The 26839-nt window shown below is 54.9% G+C and carries 24 protein-coding genes and 1 pseudogene; 20 read left to right on the forward strand and 5 right to left on the reverse strand.

The features are described 5' to 3' along the window. Nucleotides 1-5: 5 nt before the first annotated feature. The gene (locus PL640_RS11110; RefSeq protein WP_271361896.1) at nucleotides 6-1046 is read right to left on the reverse strand and encodes a LacI family DNA-binding transcriptional regulator; all 1041 of its coding nucleotides are present in this window, start codon (nucleotides 1044-1046) and stop codon (nucleotides 6-8) included. A gap of 148 nt (nucleotides 1047-1194) precedes the next feature. On the opposite strand from PL640_RS11110, the gene PL640_RS11115 reads away from it, so the two are divergent. The 8 genes from PL640_RS11115 (at nucleotide 1195) to PL640_RS11150 (ending at nucleotide 9663) form a co-directional block, all read left to right on the forward strand. Next, a complete protein-coding gene (locus tag PL640_RS11115) occupies nucleotides 1195-2160 on the forward strand; it encodes a substrate-binding domain-containing protein (RefSeq protein ID WP_271361897.1) in 966 nt (321 codons plus the stop codon). Between the two features lie 106 nt (nucleotides 2161-2266). Beyond that, nucleotides 2267-3271: an ABC transporter permease gene (locus PL640_RS11120; RefSeq protein WP_271361898.1), complete on the forward strand. Its 1005-nt coding sequence runs from the start codon at nucleotides 2267-2269 to the stop codon at nucleotides 3269-3271. A gap of 9 nt (nucleotides 3272-3280) precedes the next feature. Further along, nucleotides 3281-4102, forward strand: a complete 822-nt coding sequence (locus tag PL640_RS11125; protein ID WP_271362098.1) for an ATP-binding cassette domain-containing protein — start codon at nucleotides 3281-3283, stop codon at nucleotides 4100-4102. Between the two features lie 23 nt (nucleotides 4103-4125). Next, nucleotides 4126-5028, forward strand: coding sequence for a sugar phosphate isomerase/epimerase family protein (locus PL640_RS11130; RefSeq protein WP_271361900.1), 903 nt, complete (start codon nucleotides 4126-4128; stop codon nucleotides 5026-5028). An 82-nt stretch (nucleotides 5029-5110) separates the two neighbouring features. Further along, nucleotides 5111-6283 (forward strand): Gfo/Idh/MocA family protein, encoded by a 1173-nt coding sequence (locus tag PL640_RS11135; protein ID WP_271361901.1) that lies wholly within the window; start codon nucleotides 5111-5113, stop codon nucleotides 6281-6283. A gap of 81 nt (nucleotides 6284-6364) precedes the next feature. Beyond that, on the forward strand, nucleotides 6365-7306 hold the full coding sequence (locus PL640_RS11140) for a sugar phosphate isomerase/epimerase family protein (protein WP_271361903.1): 942 nt from the start codon (nucleotides 6365-6367) through the stop codon (nucleotides 7304-7306). A gap of 56 nt (nucleotides 7307-7362) precedes the next feature. Then, complete coding sequence (locus tag PL640_RS11145; RefSeq protein ID WP_271361904.1) at nucleotides 7363-8292, forward strand: sugar phosphate isomerase/epimerase family protein; 930 nt, start codon at nucleotides 7363-7365, stop codon at nucleotides 8290-8292. Nucleotides 8293-8556: 264 nt separating this feature from the next. Continuing rightward, nucleotides 8557-9663 carry an agmatine deiminase family protein gene (locus PL640_RS11150; RefSeq protein WP_271361905.1) on the forward strand — a complete coding sequence of 369 codons (1107 nt, stop codon included), beginning with the start codon at nucleotides 8557-8559 and terminating at the stop codon, nucleotides 9661-9663. A 132-nt stretch (nucleotides 9664-9795) separates the two neighbouring features. Here the strand turns inward: PL640_RS11150 and PL640_RS11155 are convergent, their stop codons facing one another. After that, nucleotides 9796-10158, reverse strand: a complete 363-nt coding sequence (locus tag PL640_RS11155; RefSeq protein ID WP_271361906.1) for a hypothetical protein — start codon at nucleotides 10156-10158, stop codon at nucleotides 9796-9798. A 316-nt stretch (nucleotides 10159-10474) separates the two neighbouring features. Between PL640_RS11155 and PL640_RS11160 the strand changes: the two are divergent. After that, nucleotides 10475-10713: pseudogene (locus PL640_RS11160) on the forward strand (DDE-type integrase/transposase/recombinase); the annotation flags it as partial. Between the two features lie 286 nt (nucleotides 10714-10999). Here PL640_RS11160 and PL640_RS11165 read toward each other — a convergent pair. Both PL640_RS11165 and PL640_RS11170 read right to left on the reverse strand, forming a co-directional pair. Further along, nucleotides 11000-11374, reverse strand: a complete 375-nt coding sequence (locus PL640_RS11165) for a VOC family protein (protein ID WP_142841626.1) — start codon at nucleotides 11372-11374, stop codon at nucleotides 11000-11002. 39 nt (nucleotides 11375-11413) lie between these two features. Then, nucleotides 11414-12220 carry an AraC family transcriptional regulator gene (locus tag PL640_RS11170; RefSeq protein WP_271361909.1) on the reverse strand — a complete coding sequence of 269 codons (807 nt, stop codon included), beginning with the start codon at nucleotides 12218-12220 and terminating at the stop codon, nucleotides 11414-11416. Nucleotides 12221-12652: 432 nt separating this feature from the next. On the opposite strand from PL640_RS11170, the gene PL640_RS11175 reads away from it, so the two are divergent. Genes PL640_RS11175 through PL640_RS11185 form a run of 3 tightly spaced genes read left to right on the forward strand, consistent with a single transcriptional unit; the run spans nucleotide 12653 to nucleotide 15764 of the window. Then, nucleotides 12653-14683 (forward strand): FUSC family protein, encoded by a 2031-nt coding sequence (locus PL640_RS11175; protein ID WP_271361911.1) that lies wholly within the window; start codon nucleotides 12653-12655, stop codon nucleotides 14681-14683. After that, a complete protein-coding gene (locus tag PL640_RS11180) occupies nucleotides 14680-14889 on the forward strand; it encodes a DUF1656 domain-containing protein (protein WP_080843179.1) in 210 nt (69 codons plus the stop codon). The genes PL640_RS11175 and PL640_RS11180 overlap by 4 nt, the downstream gene beginning before the upstream one ends. Beyond that, the gene (locus PL640_RS11185) at nucleotides 14886-15764 is read left to right on the forward strand and encodes an efflux RND transporter periplasmic adaptor subunit (protein ID WP_271361912.1); all 879 of its coding nucleotides are present in this window, start codon (nucleotides 14886-14888) and stop codon (nucleotides 15762-15764) included. Before PL640_RS11180 ends, PL640_RS11185 begins: the two co-directional genes overlap by 4 nt. Before the next feature lie 214 nt (nucleotides 15765-15978). Here PL640_RS11185 and PL640_RS11190 read toward each other — a convergent pair whose 3' ends face one another. Beyond that, nucleotides 15979-16686 (reverse strand): IS6 family transposase, encoded by a 708-nt coding sequence (locus PL640_RS11190; RefSeq protein WP_271361913.1) that lies wholly within the window; start codon nucleotides 16684-16686, stop codon nucleotides 15979-15981. Between the two features lie 663 nt (nucleotides 16687-17349). Between PL640_RS11190 and PL640_RS11195 the strand changes: the two genes are divergently transcribed. The 8 genes from PL640_RS11195 to PL640_RS11235 all read left to right on the forward strand — a co-directional run bounded on the left by PL640_RS11195 (nucleotide 17350) and on the right by PL640_RS11235 (nucleotide 26639). Beyond that, the gene (locus PL640_RS11195) at nucleotides 17350-18855 is read left to right on the forward strand and encodes a sensor histidine kinase (RefSeq protein ID WP_271361915.1); all 1506 of its coding nucleotides are present in this window, start codon (nucleotides 17350-17352) and stop codon (nucleotides 18853-18855) included. Continuing rightward, nucleotides 18852-19445, forward strand: coding sequence for a response regulator transcription factor (locus tag PL640_RS11200; protein WP_271361917.1), 594 nt, complete (start codon nucleotides 18852-18854; stop codon nucleotides 19443-19445). Before PL640_RS11195 ends, PL640_RS11200 begins: the two co-directional genes overlap by 4 nt. Before the next feature lie 323 nt (nucleotides 19446-19768). Continuing rightward, nucleotides 19769-21064, forward strand: coding sequence for an HlyD family secretion protein (locus tag PL640_RS11205; RefSeq protein WP_271361919.1), 1296 nt, complete (start codon nucleotides 19769-19771; stop codon nucleotides 21062-21064). A 6-nt stretch (nucleotides 21065-21070) separates the two neighbouring features. Further along, nucleotides 21071-23176, forward strand: coding sequence for a peptidase domain-containing ABC transporter (locus PL640_RS11210; protein ID WP_271361921.1), 2106 nt, complete (start codon nucleotides 21071-21073; stop codon nucleotides 23174-23176). Between the two features lie 15 nt (nucleotides 23177-23191). Then, nucleotides 23192-23482 carry a hypothetical protein gene (locus PL640_RS11215; protein ID WP_271361923.1) on the forward strand — a complete coding sequence of 97 codons (291 nt, stop codon included), beginning with the start codon at nucleotides 23192-23194 and terminating at the stop codon, nucleotides 23480-23482. A gap of 225 nt (nucleotides 23483-23707) precedes the next feature. Beyond that, nucleotides 23708-24496: a hypothetical protein gene (locus PL640_RS11220; RefSeq protein WP_271361925.1), complete on the forward strand. Its 789-nt coding sequence runs from the start codon at nucleotides 23708-23710 to the stop codon at nucleotides 24494-24496. Between the two features lie 676 nt (nucleotides 24497-25172). Continuing rightward, nucleotides 25173-25319, forward strand: a complete 147-nt coding sequence (locus PL640_RS11230) for a hypothetical protein (protein ID WP_271361927.1) — start codon at nucleotides 25173-25175, stop codon at nucleotides 25317-25319. A gap of 198 nt (nucleotides 25320-25517) precedes the next feature. Further along, nucleotides 25518-26639 (forward strand): porin, encoded by a 1122-nt coding sequence (locus tag PL640_RS11235; protein WP_271361928.1) that lies wholly within the window; start codon nucleotides 25518-25520, stop codon nucleotides 26637-26639. The last annotated feature ends 200 nt before the right edge of the window (nucleotides 26640-26839 follow it).

Here is a 26839-nt window from a genome sequence, read left to right on the forward strand (position 1 = left end):
TCGGCCTAGGTCCAGATGCTTTCGGGCGTCAGGATTTCAAAGGGAACGATCCGCTGTTCGACGGAGGATGTGTCGCCATTCTCGACGCGCCGTAACATCACGTCGATCAATTGCTGCGGCATCCTGTCGAGGGGAAGCGGCAGAGAGGCGGTAATCAGCCCCTCATTGAGACCCTTGCGCGTTTCCGGGCCGATATCGTTGCAGACGATCTTTATGCCGCGCTGCTTTTCCATGGGCAGTTCCCGAAGTGCCCGCAGAACGCCGGATATGCCACCGCCATTGACATAAATCCCCTTGAGGCCGGGTTCGGAAGCGATCATGTCGCGGATGATGACATAGGCATTTTCAGGCTCTTCGAAGGTCAGCAGTGTTTCCGCCACCTGCAATTCAGGTGTATTCTCACGGATATAAGAGCGGAAGCTGGCATCCGAAACATCCTGACATTGATAGCGGTTGCTGCCGATCAGCGGCACGACCACCCCCTCGCCCTTTACCGTCTGGCTGAGGAACCAGGCCGCAGTCCGACCGCGTTTCCAGCTATCGGTTCCAACAAACCCCGCGCGGCTCGCCGCCGACAGATCAGACACGTAGGTTACCACGGGAACGCCCCTGCCCCGCAGCTCGTCGATTGCCTGGCTGACGAGCGGATGATCGGCCGTCACCACCGCGATCGCGCTGCAGGATTGCCCCATCTTCAGGAGATTGGCGGAAACGGCCTCCGGTGAGAGATCGTCCTCGAACACGACATCCGGCTCGATGACGCTGTCCGGCCTCTGGCGTGCGGCGGTAACGATCCCCTCCGCCCACAACCGGTAGAGCGGCCGATGGGATTGCTGCAGCAGAAAACCCAGCCTGTAATGGGGCATGGCCTCACGACGGCGGTCCTTGATGGTGCCGAGACCATAAAAACCGATTTCCTCTGCAGCCTTGAGAATTTGGTCGATCGTATCCTGACGCACGGCGGTCGAACCGTGCAGCAACCGGTTAACCGTGGAGATGCTGACACCGGCTGCCTTGGCGAGATCGGTAATGGTCGGGCGATTCATGGCACCTCACAATCGTATCATCAATGAATGACATAGAATGATACGAAATGCAACATTAAATGAAATATAAATTCCATTCTTAAGAAAATGAAAGATATAAATCATCCTGTCATTTTGGCCCATCGGGAGAATGGGCAGGGAGGAAACAATGGCATTTTTCAGGAAATTTCTCATCGCGGGTGCTGCATCGCTGGTAATGGCATCCGGCGCGTGTGCGGCCAATATCGCCGTTGTCGGTGGCAAGAACGACGACGCATTCTGGAACCTCATCAAAAAAGGTCTGGACGACGCACGCCTCGTGGTCGAGGCAAATGGCGGCAAGGTCAATTATCTGCGCCTGCAAACCTACGACAATTTTGCGCCCGATGTGGTGCAGCTGATCCAGACCGCCATCAGCCAGAAGGTCGATGGTCTCGTGATCCCGAACTGGGTACCGGAAGGCGAAGACCCGGCGATCCGGGAAGCCATTAATGCCGGCATCAAGGTCATTCTCATGAATGCCGGTGGGCACGAAAAGGCCAAGGAACTCGGCGCGATCAACTATATCGGCTCCGACGAATATCTGGCGGGTGTGGCCGGAGGCGAATATTTCGCCAAGCAGGGCAAAAACAACGTCATCTGCGTCAATACCGTTCCGGGCGCCGCCAATCAGGAGGCGCGCTGCAAGGGCGTCATCGACGGCATCACCAAGGCTGGCGGCGCCGGCAAGCAGCTGCCGCTTCCGGCCACCAGCTTCGGCGACGCCACCGCCGTCGCCGAGGCGATCAAGGCGACATTGCTACAGGACAGCAAGATCGACGGCGTCCTGACCATTTCGGCGGGCGATGCGGATTCCGCCGCCATCGGCATCATGCAGGCCGGCAAAACCGAAACGGCCCTGCTTGGCACTTTCGATCTCAACCAGTCCGGCCTCGACCGGATCAAAGACGGGACGCAGGGTTTCGCAATCGACCAGCAGCCCTATCTGCAATCATTGCTGGCGGTAACGCTTCTGGCCTCGGCCATCGATTTCGGAACCGATCTGCCGACAGCCCCGCTGCTAACGGGACCGAACATCGTCGACAAATCCAACATCCAGACCACGCTTGCCGGCGTCGCCAAGGGAGCGCGCTGAGCGGTTATCCGTAGCCACCTCCGATCCCCAACGAAACCCGGGGGTCGGGGTTTGACGACAAAAGGATATCCCCTCGGCACTTAGGGCCAATATTGGAGTGAACGACGTGAAAAATCTCTCTTTGGGCGACCTTCTGCGCCGCCCGGAATCAGGCGCCTTTCTCGGCCTTGTTTTCGTTCTTGTCTTCTTCGTTGTCTTCGGCAGCATCGAATTCCTGAAACCGGCGGGTGCCGCAAGCTGGCTGAATGTCGCCGCCAATCTCGGCATCGTCGCCATTCCCGTCGGCCTTCTCATGATTTCCGGCGAGCTGGACATTTCCATCGGCGCGATGATCCCGGCCGGCGCTCTGACGGTCGCCATCATCACCGGTTATTACGGCATGCCAATCTGGCTCGGCATCATCGGCGCGCTTGGCCTTGGGATGCTTGTCGGGCTGATCAACGGTTTTCTGGTGATACGGACCGTGGTGCCGTCACTGATCGTCACGCTCGGCACGCTGTTTGCGGTGCAGGGGCTAATCCTCGGCTTTTCCGTGCTGCTGACCGGCACGACCAGCGTGGCGCTGAGCCCGGCGCAATCCGGCCCCATTGCTAAATTTCTCTTCGGACATTTCATCGGCGGCAGTTTTCAGGTCAGCATCGTCTGGTGGCTGCTGCTGACGGCGATCTATATCTTCTACGTCCATTATTCGCCCTTCGGAAACTGGATCTTCGCCATGGGCGGCGACCGCGTGAGTGCCCGCAATGCCGGTATTCCCACAGACAAGCTGACGGTGACACTTTTCGTCCTTTCCTCCGTCAGCGCCTCCTTCGTCGGGGTCTGTCAGGCAATCCTCTTCAATGTCGCCCAGGTTTCAGCCGGCATGACCTTCATCTTCAACTCCATCATCGCGGTCGTCGTGGGTGGAGTGCTGCTGACGGGCGGTTTCGGTTCGGTGATCGGCATTTTTCTCGGCACCATCACCTTCGCCATCGTCAACCAGGGCATCTATTTCACTTCGTTTGACCGCAACTGGTCGAGCCTCATCATCGGCGTCATGCTGCTGCTCGCAGTGCTGATGAACAACACCTTTCGCGTCATGGCGCTCACCTATTCGCCGAAGAAGAAGTGAGGCTGGATGATGACCACACCCATTCTCGAACTCAAAAACGTCAACAAGTCCTTCGGTCCCATCGATGTTCTGCACGATATCTCGCTGAAGGTGCGCGCCGGCGAGGTGCTCTGCCTGCTGGGCGACAACGGTGCTGGAAAATCCACACTGATCAAGACACTGGCCGGGGTTTATCAGCCCAGTTCCGGTGAGTTGCTGATGGATGGCAAGCCGGTCGATTTCGACGGGCCGCGCGATGCGCAGCGCATGGGCATTTCCACCGTGCACCAGTTTGGCGGAACCTTTCCGCTGATGAGCATCGGCCGCTCCTTCTTCATTGGCGCAGAACCCACGAAAGGTTTCTGGCCTTTCCTCATCTACGACCGCAAGAAGGCCAATGAAATCGCCGTCAAGGCGGTGCAGGAATTCGGCATCACCCGCATCGATGACGGCGACCGCCTTATCGGCGGGCTCTCCGGCGGCGAGCGGCAATCGCTCGCCATCGCCCGCGCGGTGCATTTTGGCGCACGCGTTCTGATCCTCGACGAGCCGACGGCGGCGCTGGGCGTGAAACAGGCGTCCCATGTCCTGCGCATCGTCCTTGAAGCGCGCAAGCGGGGGATCGCGGTGATCTTCATCACCCATCAGGTCACCCACGCCATCGCCGTCGGCGACCATTTCGCCGTCCTCATCCGCGGCGCAGTCGCCGCCAATTTCCGCAAGGGCGAAAAATCCCGCGAGGAGATCACCGACCTGATGGCCGGCGGTGAAGCGCTCGCCGATCTCGGGGCTGAGGTGGAAAATTACATGGCCAGCCATGACGGCCATCCGCCGCAGCCGCCATCCAGTTAAGACATAGAGAAGGATCAAGACCGATGAAAATCGCCATCGACCCCCACATGCACCGTTTCACCAGCCTCGATGAGCTGCCCGCCAAGGTGAAGGAGCTTGGCTTCGACTGGATCGAACTCAGCCCCCGCGCCGATTTCCTCGAATGGTTCAAGGCGCCGCGTGTCTTTCCCGAGCGCATCAGGTCCTTCAAGAAGGCGCTGAAAGACGCCGATGTCGGCATCGCTGCGCTGCTGCCGATGTATCGCTGGGCCTCAAATGACGAGATCGAACGGCAGGCGGCGGTGAAACACTGGAAGCGCGCCATCGAGATCGCCATCGAACTGGAGGTCGACACGATGAATTCCGAATTCGGCCGCGGACCGCATCCCGACAAGGGCTCCTGCTACTGCTGCCATACCGGCTCGATGATCGAGGCCTGCGAGGACGCCTGGTGGCGCTCGATGGAAGAACTGGTGCCGATCTTCGAACGCGAAGGCATCAACCTGCATGTCGAGCCGCATCCGGAAGACTGGTGCGAGACGCTGCAGCCGGCGCTCGACATCATCCGCACCGTCAATTCCAAGAACGTCAAATTCCTCTATTGCGCGCCGCACACCTTCTATTTCGGTGACGACACCAAGGCGATGCTGCGCGAGGCGAAGGATGTGCTCGCCCATGTGCATGTCGGCGATACCTTCAATCACAAGGCCAGCTCCGGGCTTCGTTATATCCTCAACCCGCCGGGCACGCAGGCGCGGGTGCACCAGCATCTCAATATCGGCCAGGGTGAAGTGCCATGGGACGACTTCTTCAGCACACTTTCCGAAATCGGCTTCGACGGCATCATGACCTCCTGCGTCTTCGCCTGGGAAGACAGGGCGGATGAATCGAGCCGGTTCATGCGCAGCAAGATGCAGGACTATATCGACCTCTATTTCAAGAAATAACGCGGCAAACCGGCGCTGAAGCTGAGGCGGATCCAGCCTACGGCCACGGCCATTGGCAACATCAAATGGAAAGACGACCGACATGATCAACGGAGAAAGACTGATTTCACGCCCGCTGCGCTGGGCCATGGTGGGCGGCGGACGCACGGGACAGGTGGGTTACAAGCACCGCACCGGTGCGCTTCGCGACGGCAACTACCAGCTCGTCGCCGGCGCATTCGACCTCGATGCCGAAAGAGGCCGAGACTTCGGCGTCAATCTCGGCGTTGCGGCGGAACGCTGCTATGCGGATTACAAGGCGCTGATTGCCGGCGAAACGGCACGCGAAGACGGTGTTGACGTCGTCTCCATCGCCACCCCCAATTTCACCCATTACGAGATCACCAAAGCCTGCCTTGAGGCAGGGCTGCATGTCATCTGCGAAAAACCGTTATTCTTCACCGTGGCGGAATGCGACGAGGTGGCGCGGCTGGCCGAACAGAAGGGCCTGATCGTCGGCGTTACCTATGGTTTTACCGGGCACCCGCTCGTCCACCAGATGGCGGCCATGGTCAAAAAAGGAATGCTGGGCGACATCCGCATCGTCGACCTGCAGTATACCCACGGCTTTAATGCCGGTGACGATGTGGGCGCGGGCGAGGCCGTCAAATGGCGCACCAATCCCCGCACCGCCGGCCCGACTTTCGTGCTGGGCGATATCGGCACGCATCTTTATTATCTCTCGGAAGTCGTGCTGCCGCATATGAAGGTCGAACGCCTGCTCTGCGACCGCAAGGCTTTCATCCCCACCCGCGCGCCGCTGGAGGACCACGCCACCGTTCTGATGCATTATGACAATGGCGCACGCGGCCGCCTCTGGGTTTCCTCCGTCAATGCCGGCAATATGGGATCGCAGCGTTACCGCTTCGTCGGCTCCAAGGCGTCGCTTGAATGGTCCGATTCCCATCCCGACCAGCTGATCTACGAGGTTCAGGGCGAACCCGGCCGCATCCTGCATCACGGCATGCCCTATCTGGAACAGGAAAGCCTCGCCGTCGACCGCATGGGCGCGCTGCATACCGAAGGTCTCGGTGATAGCTGGTCGAACATCTATCTCTGGATTGCCCAGGCGATCGATGCGGCAAATCGCGGTGACAGGGCCTTTCTGAAGACCCACCATTATCCCGGCATCACGGCTGGCACCGAAGGCGTTCGCTGGCTGGAAAACTGCGTCCGCTCGGCCGATGCCGGCGCCGCCTGGGTCGATTTCGCATGACCAGTTTGGGGGCGCGCCGGACCACGCTCCCGTCCTTCTCCTCCTCAAGCGCGTCCCCTGCCTTTTTAGAAAGACAACACGATGAAACTCGCAATTTGTACTGATGTCATGGCAAACCTGCCCTTCACCGATATGCTCGACAAATGTGTCGCGCTCGGCGTCGAGGGCATCGAGATGACCGGCGGCGGCTGGTCCAGCGGCCCGCATTTCCGCGCGGACGAACTTCTGGCGGACAGGGGGCTGCTCAAGTCCAAACTCAAGGAAATCGAGGCCCGCGGCCTCGAAATCGCTGCGCTGAATTGCTCCGCCAATCCGCTCGATCCCGGCGACATGGGCAGGCGCCACCTTAAGGAAATGCAGGACACCGTCCGGCTGGCCGGAGAGATCGGCGTGACGAAGATCGTCACCATGTCCGGCCTGCCGGAGGCAGCTCCCGGTGATACGGTGCCGAACTGGCTCGTCTACACCAAGAGCTGGCCGACCGAGATGCCGGAGCGCGACCGTTATCAATGGGAAGACCGCGCTTTCCCGCTCTGGCATGGGCTCGTGAAGCTCGCCAAGGAAGCCGGCGTTGAAAAATATGCACTCGAGAATTTCTCGGCCATGCTCGTCTGGAACCCGGAAACCCTGTTTCGGCTGCGCAATGAGGTTGGCCCGACGGTGGGCATGAATCTCGATCCGTCACACCTGATGTGGATGGGGGCAGATCCCATCGCCTCTGCCCGGGCACTCGGCGGCGCGATCCACCATTGCCATGGCAAGGACACCCGCATCGAACGCGGGTTGGCGGATGTGAACGGCCTCCTGGAGCTGAAAGAGGTGACTGATGTCGCCAATCGCAGCTGGAACTATGTGGCTGTCGGCGCCGGCCGCGACCTGCAATGGTGGAAGGAGTTCTTCTCCGTCGTGCGCATGGCCGGCTACAATGGCTGGGTGAGCCTCGAAATGGAGGATTTCACCATGTCCACCGAGGCGGGCATCCAGTCCTCCATCGACGCCCTGCAAGCGACCATCAGCCGCTGAGACGAGCTCCCGGGCCGCAGAATGCGGCCCGGCACCAATCGCACTACGAGGATGCCATGACCAACCCGATCACCATCACCACCGCTCCCTGCTGCTGGGGCGTCGATGACGTCAAAAACCCCCATCTGCCCCATTGGGAAAAGGTGCTGGATGAGGCGAAGGCTGCCGGTTTCGGTGGTCTGGAACTTGGCCCTTATGGCTATCTGCCGCTTGATCTCAAGCGCGTTTCACAGGCGCTGGACGAGCGCGGCCTGAAGATCGTTGCCGGCACGATCTTCGACGATCTGGTCTCACCCGACAACCGCGACAACCTGCTGCGCCAGACCGACGAGATCTGCGCACTGATCACCCGCCTGCCAAAGCCGGAAACCCATACCGGCCAGCGTTTTCCCGCCCCCTACCTGACGGTGATGGACTGGGGCCATGATGAGCGAGACTATGCCGCTGGCCATTCCGACCGCGCACCACGCCTCGATGAAGCCGCATGGCGGGGCATGGTCGAAAACATCCGCGCCATTGCGACGCTTGCCCGTGACACCTATGGCGTGCGCGCCACCATCCATCCCCATGCTGGCGGCTATATCGAATTTGCCGACGAGTTGCAGCAGATCGTCAAGGACATTCCCGCCAATCTTGCGGGCTTATGCCTCGATACCGGCCATATGGCCTATTCCGGCATGGACCCCGTCGCCACGCTTCGCCGTTATTGGGACCGCGTCGACTATATTCATTTCAAGGATATCGACGCCGCGGTTTTCAAGGAGGTGATGGCAGAACACATCCGCTTCTTCGACGCCTGCGCCAAGGGCGTGATGTGCCCGATCGGCCGCGGCTCTCTCGATTACCCAGCGATCCGCAGCCTTCTAACGGAACTCGGTTACGGCGGTTATATCACCATCGAACAGGAACGCGACCCGCGTAATGCCGGCAGCATTCTGAACGATCTGGCGGCCAGCAGGGCGTTTCTTGCCAAAAGCGGTTTCTGAACCGAACGGAGTAAAACCGTGACGCCCCGCGTGAGGTCTAGCCAACACACTATCGCGATCGAAATAATGGTCATTTCCGGCACATAAGAATCTTTCAGCCTGAAAACCCATGCTTTTATCCGTCACATCCATGTAAAAGCCACATTGGAATATGAGCAGAAGTTTCAGAACGAATTAGCTTTGTTGACAGCAGCTTTGGGCAAATCCAAGATGCGCACCCATAAGCTGAAGCGATCGTTTTCTTTGTGTTTTCATGGTGATACGATGATGACCCGCCGCCAGACACTGCTTTTTGCCGCTGCTGCCACCGCTGGCCTTTCGGCCTCGTCCCATCAGGGCCGGACGACAGGCCCATCGGCCCGTGCCGCCGGATTTTGGTATCCTGAGGAAACCGAACCGCATGAACGCACTTTCATGCAGTGGCCGGTGAACCCCGCCGTGCATGACGATCCCGATTTCCTTGATGACCTTCAAAAAACCATCGCGAAAATCGCCAATACCATTTCGGAGTTCGAACCGGTCGTGATGCTGGCCGCGGCGCAGTACCATGGCGCGATCCGCAAACAGGTGTCGCGCAACGTCGAATTATGGGACATCCCGACCGATGATCTGTGGTGCCGCGATTCCGGGCCGTCCTTTGTTGTAAATGGCAAGGGCGGGCTCGCCATCACGCAGTTCAACTTCAACGGCTGGGGCAACAAGCAAACCCACAATGCCGATGGAAAGATTGCCGCGCGGATAGCCGAACGTATGGGCCTTCCGGTTTTTGATGCAGGGCTGGTGGGCGAGGCTGGAGGGGTGGAAACCGACGGCCACGGTACGTTGATCGCCCATGAAAGCAGCTTCATCAATGCCAATCGCAACCGCGGCGACAAGGCAGAAATCGAACGGCTTCTCCTCGACACGATGGGCGCACGCAAGATGGTGTGGGCACCCGGAATCATCGGAGCTGACATCACCGATTACCACATCGATGCGCTCGCCCGTTTCGTCAGGCCGGGGCAACTGCTGATCCAGATGGGAGACAAGATCGACCACGACGACCCGTGGTCGGTGGCAGCCTTCGAAACCCATGATATTCTGGCCGCAGCCACCGATGCCGAGGGCCGCAAGCTGGATATGATCATTTTGCCGGAACCCTACGACATTCGTGTCGACAGCGCCGATTTCGTATCTTCCTACGTCAATTATTATGTCTGCAACGGTGCGGTCATCGCCGCCGAATTCGGCGATCGGGAAGCCGACGAACGAGCCGCAGCGATTCTTGGCAAGCTTTATCCCGGCCGGGAGATCATCACGTTAAATATCGACCCGGTAGGCGAGGTAGGCGGCGGCATCCATTGCGCCACCCACGAGCAGCCCAAGGTCTGATCACGTGGGGCTCATGTGCCTTTGACGGTGAGATGTGCCGGAGATCGAAACCGGCACGAAAATGGCGTCGAAGACTGAAATGACCTCGACGCCACTCGACCAATCCACTGGCAAGAACCGCCACTGCGACCTTCAGGCTTCGACAGGCTCGTGAACATCATCCAGAAGAAAATGCACGGTCACATAACGTGTCGTGTATTTCTGGCCGCTATCAGACACGCTCTCGACGCTGCCACCGTCGGAGGGGTGCCATTTCTGGTAATGAGGGTTGTTGGCAATCAGCGTGATCGCCTTGCCCGAGAGCCGGCCGCTCAACCGATAACGAGCCTCTGCCAGGGGCCAAATCTTCTCAAAATCCTGTTGGCTGATACGGGCTTTCAAGGCCTTCCGGCATATCGTTTCCCCGGGCGAACCATCTTTGTGCTCCATCGGTGGAATATGCAGGTCAACCTCTTCCGCACCATCAAGCAGAAAGGCAAATTCATCTGGCCACATCCGTCTCACGTATCGCTCCTCCCAAAGCCTACCACCTTACAACATAATTATGATAGCGCCTCCACCGCGAGAGGCAATGGCGGATATGAACCTGTGCGCGACAGCCTGCCCCTATTCTTCCAGGTCGATGCCGCATGATCTCCAGATTATTATGAAAGATCACGCATCGGATGCCCTCGCATGGCATCGATCTTCACTAAGGGGGACGGCGCATGCTCCCATCAGCGACTTCATATAGTGCGGGGCATGGCCATAGCCATTTCCGCCATCAGTATCAAATAAACGGAGTTCATAAATTACGGAGAAACCTTGCCTGTCCAATCATCGGACGCACAATGAGCTGAACAACCGAATTGAAAACTCCCACCGGCAGACCCGAAAGTGCGAGAAGATCACGGGTCGGTTCAAACACCGCTTCAGGCACAGCGCTTCCTCTCGGCCCACGATCAAATCAACACAATCTTCCGCCCCCGCCGCTTACACTCTACCCGCCATTTCATACCGCACGCCCAGGCTGATGCGTTCAGCCTGTGGGCTGAGTATGCCGCTGAAATGACAGTCCGAAACTGGCGACACCGCGCCGCTGGCACCCAACGCCAATCAACGTGGCAATTCCGATTCAAGATGCCTCCGCGAGAACGTAGTCTCCAGCTTTTGAAGGGACCTGAACTTACCACACTCAGATGAACACTATCATTATCTGGACCAGGGATTGATCACCTTCAGCCCTGCAGCCTCAAAAATGGCTTGTGTCACGAGTTGCGATCACTAGGGCGTTTGCTGCCGCTGTGGCCAATGTAACCCTCCTGTCCTTGATCACCAGGGGCGACTCACAGCGACCTCATTTCAGCTGATGCGTCCGCGCGGAAAGTTTGTTTCCGTCGGGGTCGCGAAGATATGCGACGAACGCGCCGTTCGGACGTTCCGTGGGCGGGCTCTCGATTGCCATGCCGCCATGTGCCACACCAGCGGCATGCCATGCCACGACATGGTCGGGGGTCGTCGCCGCAATACCGATCGTTCCACCATTGGCAGCGGTCGCCGGCTTCCCGTCGATCGGTTTCGTTATCATCAACCGCCCTCCTTCATGCGCGTAGATCAGTCGACCTCTCGCATCCATCTCGCCGGGCTTGCCCCCCAGGGCAACAAAGGTTGCGTCGTAGAATTTTCTGGATCGTTCCAGGTCGTTACTGCCGATCATGACGTGGGTGAACATGCTTTATCTCCTCTCAGGTGATAGCTGAATTTCATGACGCTATCGCTCGAAGTTACCTAAATATCTGGCTGGCGATGTGCCGAGCGCTTTCTTGAACATGGTGATAAATGCAGACACGGATTCATATCCAAGGTCGCCCGAAACCTGCTGAACTGTCGACCCGGACGCAAGACTGCGGATTGCGACGATCAATTGCAGCTGCTGTCGCCAACGACCGAATGTGAGGCCGGTCTGGTGCTGGACGAGGCGTGCGAGCGAGTTCTCACTCATCCCGACCCGCCTTGCCCATAGCGCCATCGTACTGCGATCGGCGGGATCGTCGGCCAGCTCCGATGCAATTCGCACAAGCCGGGGCTCATCTGTAAGCGGGAGATGAAGATGCTCTATCGGCATCCGCGGCAATGCCGACAGAAGCAATGTTGCCATGAGTTCTGAATCTGCGGTCACTGCTGCGGGCTGATTAGCCATCTCAATGATAAGTTCCCGGATGAGCGGGGATAGAGACAGTGTGCAGCACCGGTCCGGCAGATCGGCGGCGCCCGGCTCGATGAACAGAAAAAACAAACGGGCGTTGGCGGTTGCCACGTTGCTATGCGGCATGCCGCCGGGAACCCAGACGCCGCAATGGGGCGGCACCATCCACATCCCGCTTGGAACGCGACATGTCACGCCGCCCCGTGAGGCCATGACAAGCTGCCCTTTTTGGTGGCGGTGTTCAGGTGCCTCCCGTTCGTTCTGGGATACGTCGATCCTCACAGCCTGCACTCGCGCCGCGGACTTTTCTAGTTCGTGGTCGCCCAGGGCTGCTGAAAGGGATAAGGGCGAATGGTGGAATTTAGTCATCATTTGAGAGGATATCTAAATTCATCAACAGGCTTTGTCGATAGAGTCATCCCAGATAATTCGGAGAATGACGATGTCAGTGCAACATCATGAGCCTGGATACTGGTCTGATGTCTTTCAGACAGAAATTCGATTGCCTCAGACATGCGATTCCAAGCATTGCATCATGCTTTCAGACAGCGTGGGGCGCAGGGTCAGCCGCATAGCTATCGCACAAATGGCCGTGAAAGCCTTCCTTGAGAGAGTTGGCGTTTGGTTTGCCTGCCGATCACGGACACCGTCGGTCGTTTCAAGCGCTGATCTGTCTGATGCTTATATGCATGCATGCTTAGCGACGCCGTTTTTTTGCTACGTCTCGCCTGAACTCTACGGACTGACCACCTCCATGGGTGACAGAGGCACGACGCAGGTCGACGCTCACGCGGTGGATGACTTATGAGCGTTCGAACCTTTGTCACCCCCGGGAACGTGATCTTTTCATTGAAGACATTCCTGGCGGCAATGCTTGCTTATTACATCGCGATACGGTTCGATCTGCCGCGACCGTTTTGGGCCGTTTCAACCGTCTACATCGTTGCTCATCCCCTCTCGGGCGCCATCTCATCAAAATCGTTCTATCGACTGCTAGGAACGCTGATCGGGGGCGGCGCGACCATCATCATGGTCCCAAATCTCGCGAACTCGCCCGCACTGCTTTCCGCAGCGATTATCTTCTGGGTGTCAGGATGCACGTTCATCAGCCTTCTTGATCGCACACCCCGCAGCTATGTTTCCCTGCTGGCCGGATACACCGTGCTTCTCGCAGGATTGCCACTTGTCACGGCGCCGGCAAGCACGTTTGACACTGTCGTTGCGCGGGTCGAGGAGATCGGACTTGCGATCCTGTGTGCCTCGATCGTCAGCCACGTTGTTTTTCCAGTCCATGTCGGCACTACACTGCTCGGGCGGATCGATGCTTGGATGGCAAGGGCCCAGGCGCTCCTTGCGGCAACTGCAACCGCCAAGGCGGATCAAGCCCGAAACAGAGCGGAACGATACGCCTTGGCGGCAGAAGCGGCGGACCTGCGGTCGTTCACAGTCCACCTTCGATATGACGGATCGAGATATCGATCTGCCGTTTCGCTTGTGAGGTCACTGCAGCATCGCATGGTCGCCATTCTTCCGTTGTTGAGCGAACTCGAGGATCAGCGAAGGGCATTGGCCAGGCTCGATACTCCGGGCACGGAGCAGGCCATGTCGATGATTACGGCGATCGGATCAACATCATTAATCTCCCCGGAATTCTTCGGGATCAAAACCGATGCGCCAGCCTCTTTCGAAGCGCCTCGATCATGGGAAGTGCTTCTTCTTGCTAATGTTTCGCGGAACTTGCGGAATATTGCTCAAATTTCTCATGAGTATCAGTCGCTTCGAGACGCTTTGAAGGAAGAGAATGCAGCGAGGACAGTTGGTCGCTTCGCGTCTCGGGAAAACATCCCAGCCCAGCACGCTGACATCGCCATGGCGTTGCTTTCGGCACTGACGGTTGCGATCTGCCTCACCACATCAATCACCTTCTGGATCGCCAGCACGTGGCCCGATGGCATGGCATTTGCCCAGATTTCCGGCGTACTTTGCTGCCTTCTGGCGACGATGGACGATCCGGTGCCAGCCATGCGCAAATTCGCGTATGTCACCCTCTGGTCGGTCATCGCTGCGTCCGTCTATGCCTTCGCGATCCTTCCGCTGATCGATGGTTTTGTGCCGCTTGTCGCTGCACTAGGCCTCTTCCTGATACCTGCAGGGATTTGCCTTGCCGTGCCTTCGCTTGCGATCGTCGGCATGGGCCTTTGTATAAACTTTCCACTTCTTCTTACTCTTCAGGCACACCAGAGCAGCGACTTCATAATGTTTGCAAACTCGGGTACCGCGACTGTTCTTGGTATGGTCTGGGCGATCGTGGTGTGCGGCATCTTCCGATCTGTGAGAGCAGAGACGAATGCCAGGAGGCTTTTCTCAGTGACACAGGCGCATGTTGCCGGGATCGCGGCGGGCCAGCATGCCGACGCGCATGTCACGCGCCATCACGTCATCGACGTGGCAGGCATGTTTGCAGTCAGGGCGGCGAAATTACCTGCCACCTCCGGCACCTCCGATGCTGACCTGATGAGGGACCTGCGCGCGGGGCTGCACATAACGGCAATGCAGGTGCGTTCGGATGAAGCCTCGATACCTGTTTGTGTCCGGGCCGAAGTCATCTTCTCGGCGTTGGAGCTCTTGTATCGGATTACACCCGCCAAGCGTGGCGAGGCCATGGAGCGTGCACTTGGTATGCTGGACGCCTTTATGCTTTCAACCGCGGGCCTTTCCCTAACGGACGCCGACACGGAACTCATGGTGCACGCGGCCGCTCTTCGTCTGTGCCTTGCACCGGAGACGGATCCTCCGGTTTCGACAACGTCTCCATCGAATAGGAATGCCAGGTGACCGGACAATTCGACCTCTATGGTGTCTTCCTGCCTTGGTTATCCGCTCTCGCGGTGTGTGCATACGGTCTGCTCCGGGTACTCATACCGGTGTTCGGCAGGCTGGGGCTTTATTCAGCGGTGTGGCATCGCTCGCTGTTCAACCTCGCGCTTTATATCACCCTCCTTGGCGTGCTTTCCGCTATTCTCAACTGGTTGCAGACATGACAAATTTTACCATCACCTTGGGCACAGCCCTGTTGACCTTATCCATGGTATGCTGCGCAGCGGTTCTAAGCTGGCACCTGTGGTCTTTCTACATGGAAGCACCGTGGACACGCGACGCTCATATCCGGGCAGATATCGTTCGTCTGGCGCCAGATGTGTCGGGACCCGTCACGGAGGTTTTGGTATCCGACAACGCGCAAGTCGAGAAAGGGATGCCCCTGTTTCGGATCGAAGCAGACCGTTTTGAACTCTCGCTGCGCCAGGCAGAGGCCCAAGTGCGGAGCAGTAAGGCCGCAGCGGATCTGGCTAAGATCGAATTCGAACGATATCAACTGCTCGCTTCTAAAGAAGCCGCCAGCCTCAAGGAGCGGCAGCACGCAGAAAGCCTGCGGTACCAGGCAGACGCCGCTTACCAATCGGCACTCGTCGCCCTTGATCTGGCGAAGCTGAACCTTGACCGGACAACCGTGAAAGCGCCAGTCTCAGGCAAAATCACGAATTTCCCTTTACGTCGGGGCACCTATGTCTCCGTCGGAAATGCGGTCGGGGTGCTAGTAGAAAGTGACGCCATCTACGTTGCGGGGTACTTTGAAGAAACAAAGCTCCCGCGGATCCACGTCGGAGATCGCGTGAAGATCGAGATCATGGGAGAACAGCAACCGATTATCGGCCATGTCGCAGGTGTTGCCGCCGGGATTGAGGATCGCGAGCGGAGCGATACTGCAGGTTCGCTCGCTAGCGTTGCTCCAACATTTTCATGGGTCCGTCTGGCCCAGAGGATTCCGGTGCGGATTGAGATCGACGACGTTCCAAAGTCGGTCAACCTGATTGCGGGGAGGACTGCGACAGTTTCTGTTGAACCGAGGGGCAACTGAGGCGTAAACCCATCCCCTGCGTCGGAATACATAGATCGAGGTGCACGTGCGTCCCAGCGTTTTCGTGACCCCGATCTGTCAAGAAGAGACTTGCGGACCCGTCGGCACCCCTTTTATCGTACATCTCCCTCTCCGCAGGAGGATATAGCGAGGGCCCCCCACGGTATTGCCAAGTTGTTTGATTTTGGTGTCGAGTTGGCAGGTCCGCTGTTTTTCAAGCTACCATTTCCGCGGTGTATTCGGCCCACAGGCAGAATGCGTCAGCCCTTGCGTTGCGATATGAGGCGGCTGAGAGATTGTAGCGACGGGGCCGAAAGATCGTGTTGATTTGGTCGTGGGCTGACAGGAAGCGTTGCGCCTGGGGTAATTTGAACCGACCCATGATTTTCTCTCGCTTCCTGGTCTGGCGGTGCGAATTTTCAATTCTGTTGTTCAAGCCCTTATGCACGCGATGATCGGCATCGGGCGCCAGGTTGTGTATTTGCTTGACGTAGCCGCCGAGCTTGTCCGTCACGATGACGCGCGGCCTACCAAAATGCCGCACCAGCCTTGAGAAGAAACGCGTGGCAGCCTTTGTGTTGCGGCGGGTTTGAACCAGGATGTCGAGAACATCGCCGTCGGCATCGATCGCCCGCCAGAGCCAGAATTTCCGTCCGCTCATCGTAATGACGGCCTCGTCCATATGCCATTTGTCGTTTGGTTTGGGCCGGTCCTTACGAAGGCAGCCAGCAAAATGGCGGCCAAAGCGATTGACCCAGAGGCAAACCGTTTCACGGCTGACGATCACCCCGCGCTCGGCAAGCAGGTCTTCCACATCCGCCGCACTTAGGGCAAATCGGTGATAGGTCCACACCGCATAGGCGATAACGTCACGCGCAAAGCGAAACCCCTTCAGGCGGGGAAAGGCGCTTGGTAATTTCATGGCGCCTCGATACCCGAAACAACAAACTCAAACAACTTGGCAATACCCACGATGAAGGCCGTCTTGCGGTATGGGAGTCGGAACAAGAACTGTTCCCAGCGACACGATAAGGTCGAACGTAACATGAACGTCATGCGACGTGGCATAGCCGAGCCGGATATAAAGCTCAACGGCCCGAAGTCTGTCTGCGTAGGAATACATGAACTAACTCCTGGTGGTCCAAGTTTTCGTCAGCCCCCCTCCGCACCCCCGCCGGGTTAGTTCTCAGTGGCAATTGACAGAACGGCGTTCCAAACACAGACCACGTGCGAATGTAAACAGAGGTGTTATCAAATTAGGATGGCAAATTGGAAAAGTTTGATAGCGTCCCTCACCTTTGCTCTACATTGCCGCAAGAAAACGGTGATATGAGTAATTCTACTTATGTACCTGGTGGCAGTGCTACGATGTGATACCCCACGGTAGAACAAGGGTATGGAATGACCTCAGCCGTAGAGCCAAAGCGCTGCGAGACCGTCCAGCCACCGCGATACCATCTCGGGCCATCGAAGGCTGCGATGACAAGCCAGAGGATAGATAATTATAGTTCGTCTGTTCGGGAAATTGAACCGGTTTCAGTTGCTGACAATCTGGATTGTCTTCCAGATGGTAGCGGCGAGCGTCGTGGCTAATATCGAGGCTGGCAGTTTGAGAAGAGCTTTTGCTGCTGAAGTGAGCAGCATGAAGCGAAAACTGGCTGTAAAGATTGCCCAACACGATACTAACATAGCAGCACTCGCCGCCTTGTCAGATTCGGAGGGCCCGATTGCTGAAGCCGGTTTTTTGCGTGTTTCCCGCTCCATTCTCGAGTCCTATCCGAGGATCAAGAGAATCCAACGCTTTAGTATTGATTCGCGCACCTCTCCACCGAGACTCGTGTTCGACCAAGATATCACGACCGACAGGTACGATCTGCCGCGTCAGCAAGACTACAAGCAGGTGATCGACGGCCTTCTAGCCGAAGCTATCGCATCGCCCCAGATCCATCCACTTCCGGGCGGAACGAGGTTCTACACCCAATCTTTTTGGCACGCGGGCGAAGAGGCAGGCTTCCTTCTGACGATCGACGGTGCAGAATTGCTTTCCTGCGGGGAGCAACCGTTAAATATCGAGCGAATCCTGAAGATTGGCGATACGACCATCGTAGCGCAAAACCGGCATATTGAATCCTGGATCACCCATATTATCGGAAGAACAATTGAAGAGATTGATCTCGGAAGACAAGGCCTGCCTTTTGTCCTTCATATGGAGCTTCCTGTCACGATCAGTGACTTATTACCCTGGAAGCCCTTGCTTGTCATTGCGGCGCTGAGCGCTGCAATGCTCGGGGTACTTCGGGCGTTGGGAGCAGAGGCAGCAATCGCGGGGAAACTACGCCTATTCGAAGAAGGTACGAAGCGGCGCCTCGTTCAGCTAGAGCTTGAGAACAGGCTGGCGCACGCATCACGTGTAAACGCCATGGGGGACTTGGCCTCGGGCATAGCACATGAATTAACGCAGCCATTGACGGCGATGCTCAGCCAAAGCCAAGCAGGGTTAAAAGCCTTCGAAGCGGATGAATTCAATAAAGACATGGTTCAGCGAGTCCTGTTGGCAAATGTGCGCGAAGCTAAGCGGGCCGGCCGGATCCTGGGCAAAATGCGGGAATATGTTTCGGCGCGTGAGGTGACGTCCTGCGCTTGCAATCTTAATCGTATCGTCCAAGATGTCATTGACCTTCTCGAAATGGAGCTGAAGAAGCGCAAGATTCATCTGGTCGTGGTACTCGACCCAGCGCCTCTTCACTCGATCGTTGGAGAAATCGAACTTGAGCAAGTCATCTACAATCTGGTTCGCAATGCGATGGATGCTCTGGAAGAGAACGCGGCTGCAACGCGCACGATCGCCATCCATACCTATAGTGTTCCCGACAGGAATTTGATCGAAGTTCGTGACAACGGACCAGGTATAAGGTCGGAGAATATCGATGATATCTTTCAGCCTTTCTACACAACCAAAATTGATGGCTTGGGCCTGGGCCTATCGCTTTGTGCAAAGCTTCTGGAGCGTGTGGGTGGAAGACTTGAAGCCAGAAACGACCAGGGAGCGATCTTCAAGATCATGCTACCGAGAGCAGAAGCGCAATCATGAATAGCCGCTACACAATCCATCTGGTTGACGACGACGAAGCCGTGCGCGAGGGTCTTTCTCTATTGTTCGAGGCACACGGTTTTGCAGTCGCAGCGTTCAGGGATTCGGCACACCTTCTTGCGGAATTCGACGCGAACAATCTCGGTCCACTCCTGATTGACCTGAACATGCCACAGGTCACAGGCCTGGAGTTACACACCCAGCTGCTGCAGCGGGGTGTCGAGTGGCCCGTCATTGTCATCACGGGGGATGGCGATATTCACTCTTGCCGCGCGGCTTTCCGATCAGGGGTTGTCGATTTTTTGACAAAGCCGATCGACGAGAAGGATCTGTTCGCTGCTCTGAAGAAAGCCGAGCGCGCGCTCGATACACTGCGGGAGCGGGACGATGCACGCATCTTGCTCGGGCGCCTGACGCCCCGTGAGCGCGAAATTCTTGACCTCGTTTGCCGCGGCTTCGGAACGAAAGACATTTCCTCAGGGTTGGCAATCTCGGCACGAACGGTCGACAACCACAGGGCGAATATCTGCGACAAACTAGGAACCACGTCCGCTGTCGAGTTACTGCAGATCATGCAAGCGGCACAGTAGCTGCATTCCGGGATCGCTGCCACCACTCACTCTATCTTGGCTGGTCACTGGCGATACGGCGTCGATGGCACCCAACGTTAAACTACTTGGCAATGCCGCTCAAAGTAGGCAATTATACGCATTTACCTTTAAGAATATTTTGTCATTATCTGCGCGTTATTTGTCAGTGGCGCCATGACAACGTCATTGTCTTTCAGGATTCAGTAAATCACTCTGAACCGGCATGGGCGCAAATGACTGCTTAGGACCGTTAATCGCGTGTCTTCTGGGCAAAGTGCACGAGACAGCATTTTTAGTCTGTAAATGAGAAGACCGTTGTTAAGGTGAACCGCTCGAAAGCGCGAAATTTGCTGTTCAGAAAAGAAGTATCTTTATCTCGTAATCTAAAATGGATGGGGGACGTCTCAGCCGTAACACGGCTGCCGGTCACGGTTGCGGCTGCCTTAGGAATATCGCTGATTTTGGCGATTTCCCTATTTCTGGCGCTTGGCAAATATACGCACCGTGTTCGTTTATTCGGAGTGGTCGTCCCCGAGGCCGGAATTATTCGAATTGTGGCTGCAACCACAGGCCGCCTCACCCGTACTGATGTTCGCGAGGGAGATCGCGTTACGAAAGGCCAACTACTTTATGTTGTCAGCTCGGACGTTCGAACCGCACAGGGGGAAACCCAAGCGGTTATACGAGAGAAACTTTTCCAGCAGAAGACAGAGCTCGATGCAGAGATCCGTAACAAGCAGACAATCGACAAAAAGGAGAAAGACGGCCTTCTACAACAACATGATGTCCTTCTGAGGGAAATCGAACAAGTGCACTCCCAGATAGACACAGGTGGGGAGTACACGAAATTTCTGAAAGCAACAGCGACTAGTTATGAGGATCTGGCCAATAGAGGGTTGATTTTGCGAAAAGAAGCTGTCGATCGACTCGAGAACAGAATGCGTAGAGAACAAGAAGTCGAGGCTCTCAAGCGAGAAGCAATACAGCTTGAGGAGAAAATTGCCGTTCTCCGGGTGAAACTCAATGTATTCGATGAAAAATCACATACGGAAATTAGTCAATTGACGCGTCAAGCTCTCGCCATTGAGCGGGAGGTAATCGAGAGCGAAGCAAAGCGCGAAATTGAAATAGTTGCTCCGGCGGCTGGAACTGTGACGGCTGTTCTTGCAAAACCAGGGCAGATAGTTGGAGCCGGTTCGCAGTTATTGACAATCCTTCCAGAGGATTCGCGTATTGAAATACATCTGTTTGCGGATAGTCGCGCCATAGGTTTCATGCGGCAGAAATCGAGGGTGATGCTTCGCTTTGCAGCTTATCCCTATCAGAAATTTGGCCTTTATCCAGGCGTTGTTTCCGAGTTCTCACGGGTTACCATTAAGCAAGAGGATATTGGCGTGAATTTTGAAAGGCAGAGCGAAAACCCGGCCGAAAATTTGAAACAAAGATATCAAGTTATTGTAATACCTGAGAGAAATTTCATCGTCGCCTACGGAAAAAACGAGCCAATTCGGCCTGGTATGAGTGTCGACGCTGATATTTTTCTAGACCAACGACCAATTTATCAGTGGCTTTTGGAGCCAATCTACGGGTTCCGAGGCGCGTTGAATACACCCATGTGACAAGAGATGATTAAAGACGCAAATTTCTCCTTTTCGCTTCGAAGGCTTCCCGTCATATTGCAAACGGAAGTGGCTGAGTGCGGCTTAGCAAGCATCGCGATGATTTCTTGGTTTTATGGGAAAAAGATCGATCTCCACGTGATGCGCCGAAGATTTAGCTCGTCGTTAAAGGGCACGACGCTCTTCCAACTCTCGAACATCGCTAATCATCTTTCGCTTTCAAGTAGAGCCGTTAAGCTGGAACTGTCAGAAATACATCACTTACGGCTCCCATGCATCTTGCACTGGGACTTGTCGCATTTTGTCGTACTCGAGAAAGTTTTTCGTAAAGGGGCTATAATTCATGATCCTGCGCGCGGGCGTCGTCGAGTCTCCTTAAATGAAGTAGATCGTAATTTTACAGGCGTGGCCCTCGAGCTATGGCCGAGCGACCAATTTACCAAGGCGACCATACGTGAACAATTTCCCTTTCTAAGTCTTTTTAAAAATGTGGCAGGGCTGAAGAAGGCGACGGCGAATGTTTTTGCGTTTTCGTTGTGTTTGGAAGTGGTCGCAATAATCAACCCACTCGGAATGCAGGTGATAGTCGATCATGCGATCGTCGCGGCGGACATGGACTTAGTCTCTGTTGTTGTCGTGGGACTTAGCTTACTTCTCTTGTTTCAGATAGTATTCGAAGTATTGCGGTCATGGATCATTATGACGCTTATGGCACGCATCTCTTTGGGCTGGAATGCAAGTCTTTTCTCTCATTTGTTAAAGTTACCATTGTCTTGGTTTGAGAAGCGACACGTAGGTGACGTTGTCTCCCGTTTTAATGCTTTGGGTGCAATTCAGAAGACGCTTACCACCGACCTAGTTGCATTCGCGATGGATGCAATGCTCACCCTTGGCATGCTGGGAATGATGCTATTATACAGCGGTAAGCTGTCAATTATCGCATTTTTTTTAGTTGTTTTCGAAACTCTACTTCGTCTTGGGTTTTATCCCGCCTACCGATCTGCTTCGGAAGCAGAAATCTTGTGCAGCGCACAAGAGGAAACTCATTTTATCGAATCTGTCCGCGGCGTCATTAGTATTAAGGCGATGGGTCTCGAGCAACATCGTTTTCGCGTCTGGTTTCAGGCCGTCGTAGCAACACAAAACGAAGATATAAAAACGGACAAGCTGGATATTTTCTTCGCCTCGATGAATACTTTGATTTCTGGCGCTGGCCATCTAGCAATACTTTGGTTTGGGAGCCACTTTGTAGTCGCGAACACCATGAGTGTCGGCATGCTGCTGGCATTTTTGTCTTTTCAACAGCAATTTGTTCAACGTTCTGGCAACCTAATTGGAATCGTTTTCAAATTGCGGATGTTGACTCTTCATGGATCGCGCCTGGCCGATATTGCGTTGGAGAATCCGGAGATTGTCGGTGCAAGCAAAAACCTCAGCGTCTCGAAAGATTCTATTTTAGAAATGCGTAATGTCCGATTCCGGTACGATGAAGCTGGATTTGATATTTTAAACGGTATCGATCTCAAAGTCGTCCCCGGAGAGTGCATAGCGTTTGTCGGACCTTCTGGCTGCGGTAAAAGCAGTCTTCTGAAGGTTTTGGCAGGACTTATTCCACCCAGCTCAGGTCAAGTTTTGGTGGATAATCAGCACATACATTTCTCTTACCTTGAGCAGTACAGACGACAGATCGCGTGTGTTCTGCAAGATGATAGCCTATTTGCAGGCTCTCTCGCCGAGAACATTGCTGGGTTTGATGTATATGCAGATCAGGAAAGAATTGAGGAGTGTGCTCGCCTTGCAGTAATCGCCGGTGACATCGAACGCCTTCCCATGGGGTACGAAACTCTCGTTGGGGATATGGGACATCTCCTGTCAGGCGGACAGAAGCAACGTCTTTTGATTGCCAGAGCACTTTATCGACAACCATGTATTCTTTTTCTTGATGAGGCTAGCAGCCATCTCGACGAGGCAAACGAGGCTATTCTTAATGAAAACTTGGCACGGTTGCCGATCACTCGGGTAATCGTTGCGCACAGATCAAGTACGATTGCCATGGCAGATCGTGTCTTGAAAGTGGCTGAAGGGAAGCTTGTTCCTGTAAGCTTTTTTTAAAAAAAGGGGACTTGAATGTATACATTGGACGAAGAACAGATGCATTTCGTTTCGGGTGGCATGGGAAGTCGTGGAGGTTCAGGAGGCGGAAAGTCACGTGGCGGAAGATCGTCCGGTGTAAATCGGGCCGATAAAGTTAATCGCGACGGCACCAAAAGTATGAACTTCGGCCAAACTCTGGGACATATTGCCGGACAAATGCAGCCCAGCATTTCGTTTTCTAAGGATGGTCCTTCGATATCGGGCACTTTCAATTGCTCTTCTTGCCATGATCCGGCAAGAAATTCGCGTAATTATCGCAAATAAATAAGTTAAGGACGGCCATGTGCTTTTCGCATGGCCGTTTTTATCAGAGGTATGGCAAGTCAATATTATTTCTCTTGCTCAGTTTTATCGGAGAAGTGTATGCTCGGAAATAAAATATACCTACTGAGATACTTATTTTTTCTTTTATTCATAATCATAATTTTCTTTTTTGCTGCACTATTTTCTCCCGGACGTTCCTCTGAGGAACGTGATCGGGAGGGCTTCATGCTATTTTTTGACAAGGTGATTGGCGACAATGCCATAAATGATAACGGTGTCGTATCTCGTTGGGGCAGCCATATCGAAGTATGCGTGTTCGGAGAAGCGAGTACTTATTCTAACAGAAATCTGTCTACTTTATTCACAATGTTCGGGGAATTGACTTATCTTGATTTCACCACAAAGCATGTGAGTAATATTACTGAATGTTCTGACACAGCAACGCTTTACGTCAAATTCCATTCAGGCGAGAAATCTGTCCTTTCCGATATTGTTGGAGATATTTCTTATATTCAGAAGATGAATGATATGTTTTCGCCTATGAGTGTGAATTTGAGCAGATCTGGGATGGGCTTTATCCTACCTAGCCCACGACCCAGAATGTATATGTCTGTCGATCAATTCAATCGCAGTGAAAGTGTTTTTGATAGCGTAATTGCTTCCAATGTAATTCAGCAAGAGTTATTGCAACTCCTTTTACTAGCCGCAGACGTCGGGGTAAAATTCACGCCTCGATCCCTTATTGAGGAGCGATATAATTTTTTTATCGCGAGTGGGGATGAAGGTTCAGAAACAAAGTATAGAAAGAAGTGGGCAAGGGATAACGTTTGGAATATTTGTCGCTATGACGCAATGTTATTGTTAAGTATCTATTCTCCGGAGACAATAGCGGGTGATGGGACTCTCAATTTCTATCGGGAGTTCGTTAGGCGTAATTTCTCAAGAATCGAAAATGATGCACGGGATCTGATCGCAGACCCTAGATTCAGTAGTTTGATAAAACGCCCGTGCTAGGTGTGATGAGCGTCGTCAACTTAACGGAATGCGGACATAGACGTGCGAACGACGGTCGATGACAGACCGTAACCCACTCTACCGCCACCATCGCTTTCCCGCCGAGAGGTGGCGTCTGAAGTGGGTATGCGGGGCTTCGGTCATGGGTGTCATGGAACCTTGATATCAACTCAACTCCAACCGCCCGGTTAAGGCGAAGCCACCATGTATCATTGTGCGAGATCGGCCAAGGTGGCTGAGTGGTCGCGCTGGTGAACAAAGATGCCAGTGGGTTTTGGCTGCATCGTTGCTGCCGCCGGTAAGGTCCCGCGACGGTGGCGCATTTCATTTTCGCTCGGCGTCCGGTAGCCATCCCGACGTAAATCCTCTGCCCATTGCAGCCGTCGCCAAGGCCAGCTGCATTCACAAATGCTGGATATCTTCCATCAGGGTCTCGATGGCAGCACGGCTATCGCCGTCGTGCCATGCGATAATGTGGTCCACCGGATCGGCTTCCGGTTCTCTTCTCTCTGGGCGCACGTTTCCATTCTCCGGTTCAAGAGTCCAAATCGTCCTTGATTTTCCGATAGGCACACGCCGCGGTGTCAAATGATGTTCTTATTATGTTCTGCGGAACCAATAAGTCAACTATCCTCAAGCGTCAGGAGGGGACGACCATCTCAGAGGACGTGCGTTGATGGAAAATCAAACTGACTGGAATTCAATAGGTGGAGAAGAGCTGCTGGCCCAGTTCCTCTTGTCTCATGCTGGAGCTGTCGCAGATTGGTCGTCACCTGCCAATAAAAGTATTGTCATAGTACAAATTGCATTATTTAAGGCATAGTCAATGAGTAGTTTTACCTATGTGGCACAATTGCTACGTTTATCCATCAAATATATTAAGTAATCCACCAGATTTGTCGATATGTATTGATATTACTCTGTGGTATACGATATCTGTGTGCCGGTTAAGATTTGAAGTGCACGTTATTCCTGGTTTCAGTCTTGCAGTTTTGTCAATTGATATGACTGGAGTTCAATCATGAACATTAAGAGTTTTCTTATCGGCTCCACTGCGGCTCTAGCAGCAGTATCCGGCGCACAGGCTGCCGACGCTATCGTCGCCACCGAACCCGAGGCCCTGGAATATGTCCGCGTTTGTGACGCGTTTGGCACGGGTTTCTTCTATATCCCCGGGACCGAAACCTGCCTGAAATTCGGCGGTTACATCCGTTTCCAAACCAGCTTCGGCCGTGACAAGTCCGATGCATCCGACTGGAATAGCGTCAGCCGTGCGCAGTTTGAGGTCGACACCCGCACCGATACCGAGCTCGGCGCTCTGCGTGGCTTCATTGGTCTGCGCGGCGATGCCGACAAGGAATCCAGCCGTGGCGTTAACGTCGACCAAGCCTTCATCGAACTCGGCGGCCTAAAGGTTGGCCAGTTCTATAACTGGTGGGATGATGGCCTATCTGGTGAAGCCGACACGCTCTCCACGAACGCGAAGTTCAACTCCATTCGCTACGTTTACGACACGGGTTCTTTCTGGGGCGGTGTTTCGCTTGACGAACTTGAAGGCACTGGCTCCAAATTCGTAGAGTTCGACGATGAACGCATCGGAAGCGTGTACAAAGGTTACAACCATGTCGGCATCTCCGCAGGGCTCGGCGCCAAGTTCGGTGCTGCCACGCTGCAGCTGATCGGCGGCTACGACACCGACCAGGAAGAAGGCGCTATCCGCCTGATTGCAACGGCTGACGTGGGCCCGGGCACCTTCGGCCTGGCAGGCGTCTGGGCGTCCGGCGTCAACGCCTATTATGCTGAATCCGAGTGGGCAGTTGCCGCTGAATATGCCGTCAAGGCAACTGACAAGCTGACGATCACCCCCGGCGTCCAGTATTCCGGCAATATCGCCTACAAGGGCACCGCAGCAGAGTTTGCGGCAGCCGGTGGTTTGATTCCTGACAGCAAGCCTACAGATACCTACTACGGCACCAACTACTGGTCTGACGTCAATGCCTGGAAGGTCGGCGTGACGGTTGACTACAAGATCACCGAAGGTCTCTCCACCAAGGTTGCAGTCAACTACGAAGACTTTGATATCGAGGGCGGAGAGCTGGATGCTCGCTGGACGGGCTTCGTACGTCTTCAGCGTTCGTTCTGATCCGATCAGACCTCCGAGATTGGATAAACGGGAAGCCTGGCTCTTTGAGTCGGGCTTTTCGTGCATGGCCGAGAATAGTTTAATATATTTTTTGAAGCCGTATCAGGTAATTTAACAAAAGAATAGAATCAATATTATCGGAGCTATATCTAGGAAATATACATTAAATTTACTTGCAGTGTTGGGGTTGAATGCTCGAT

This window comes from Agrobacterium sp. ST15.16.024, from assembly GCF_027956545.1.
In the GTDB taxonomy this organism is placed as follows: Bacteria; Pseudomonadota; Alphaproteobacteria; order Rhizobiales; family Rhizobiaceae; genus Agrobacterium; species Agrobacterium cucumeris.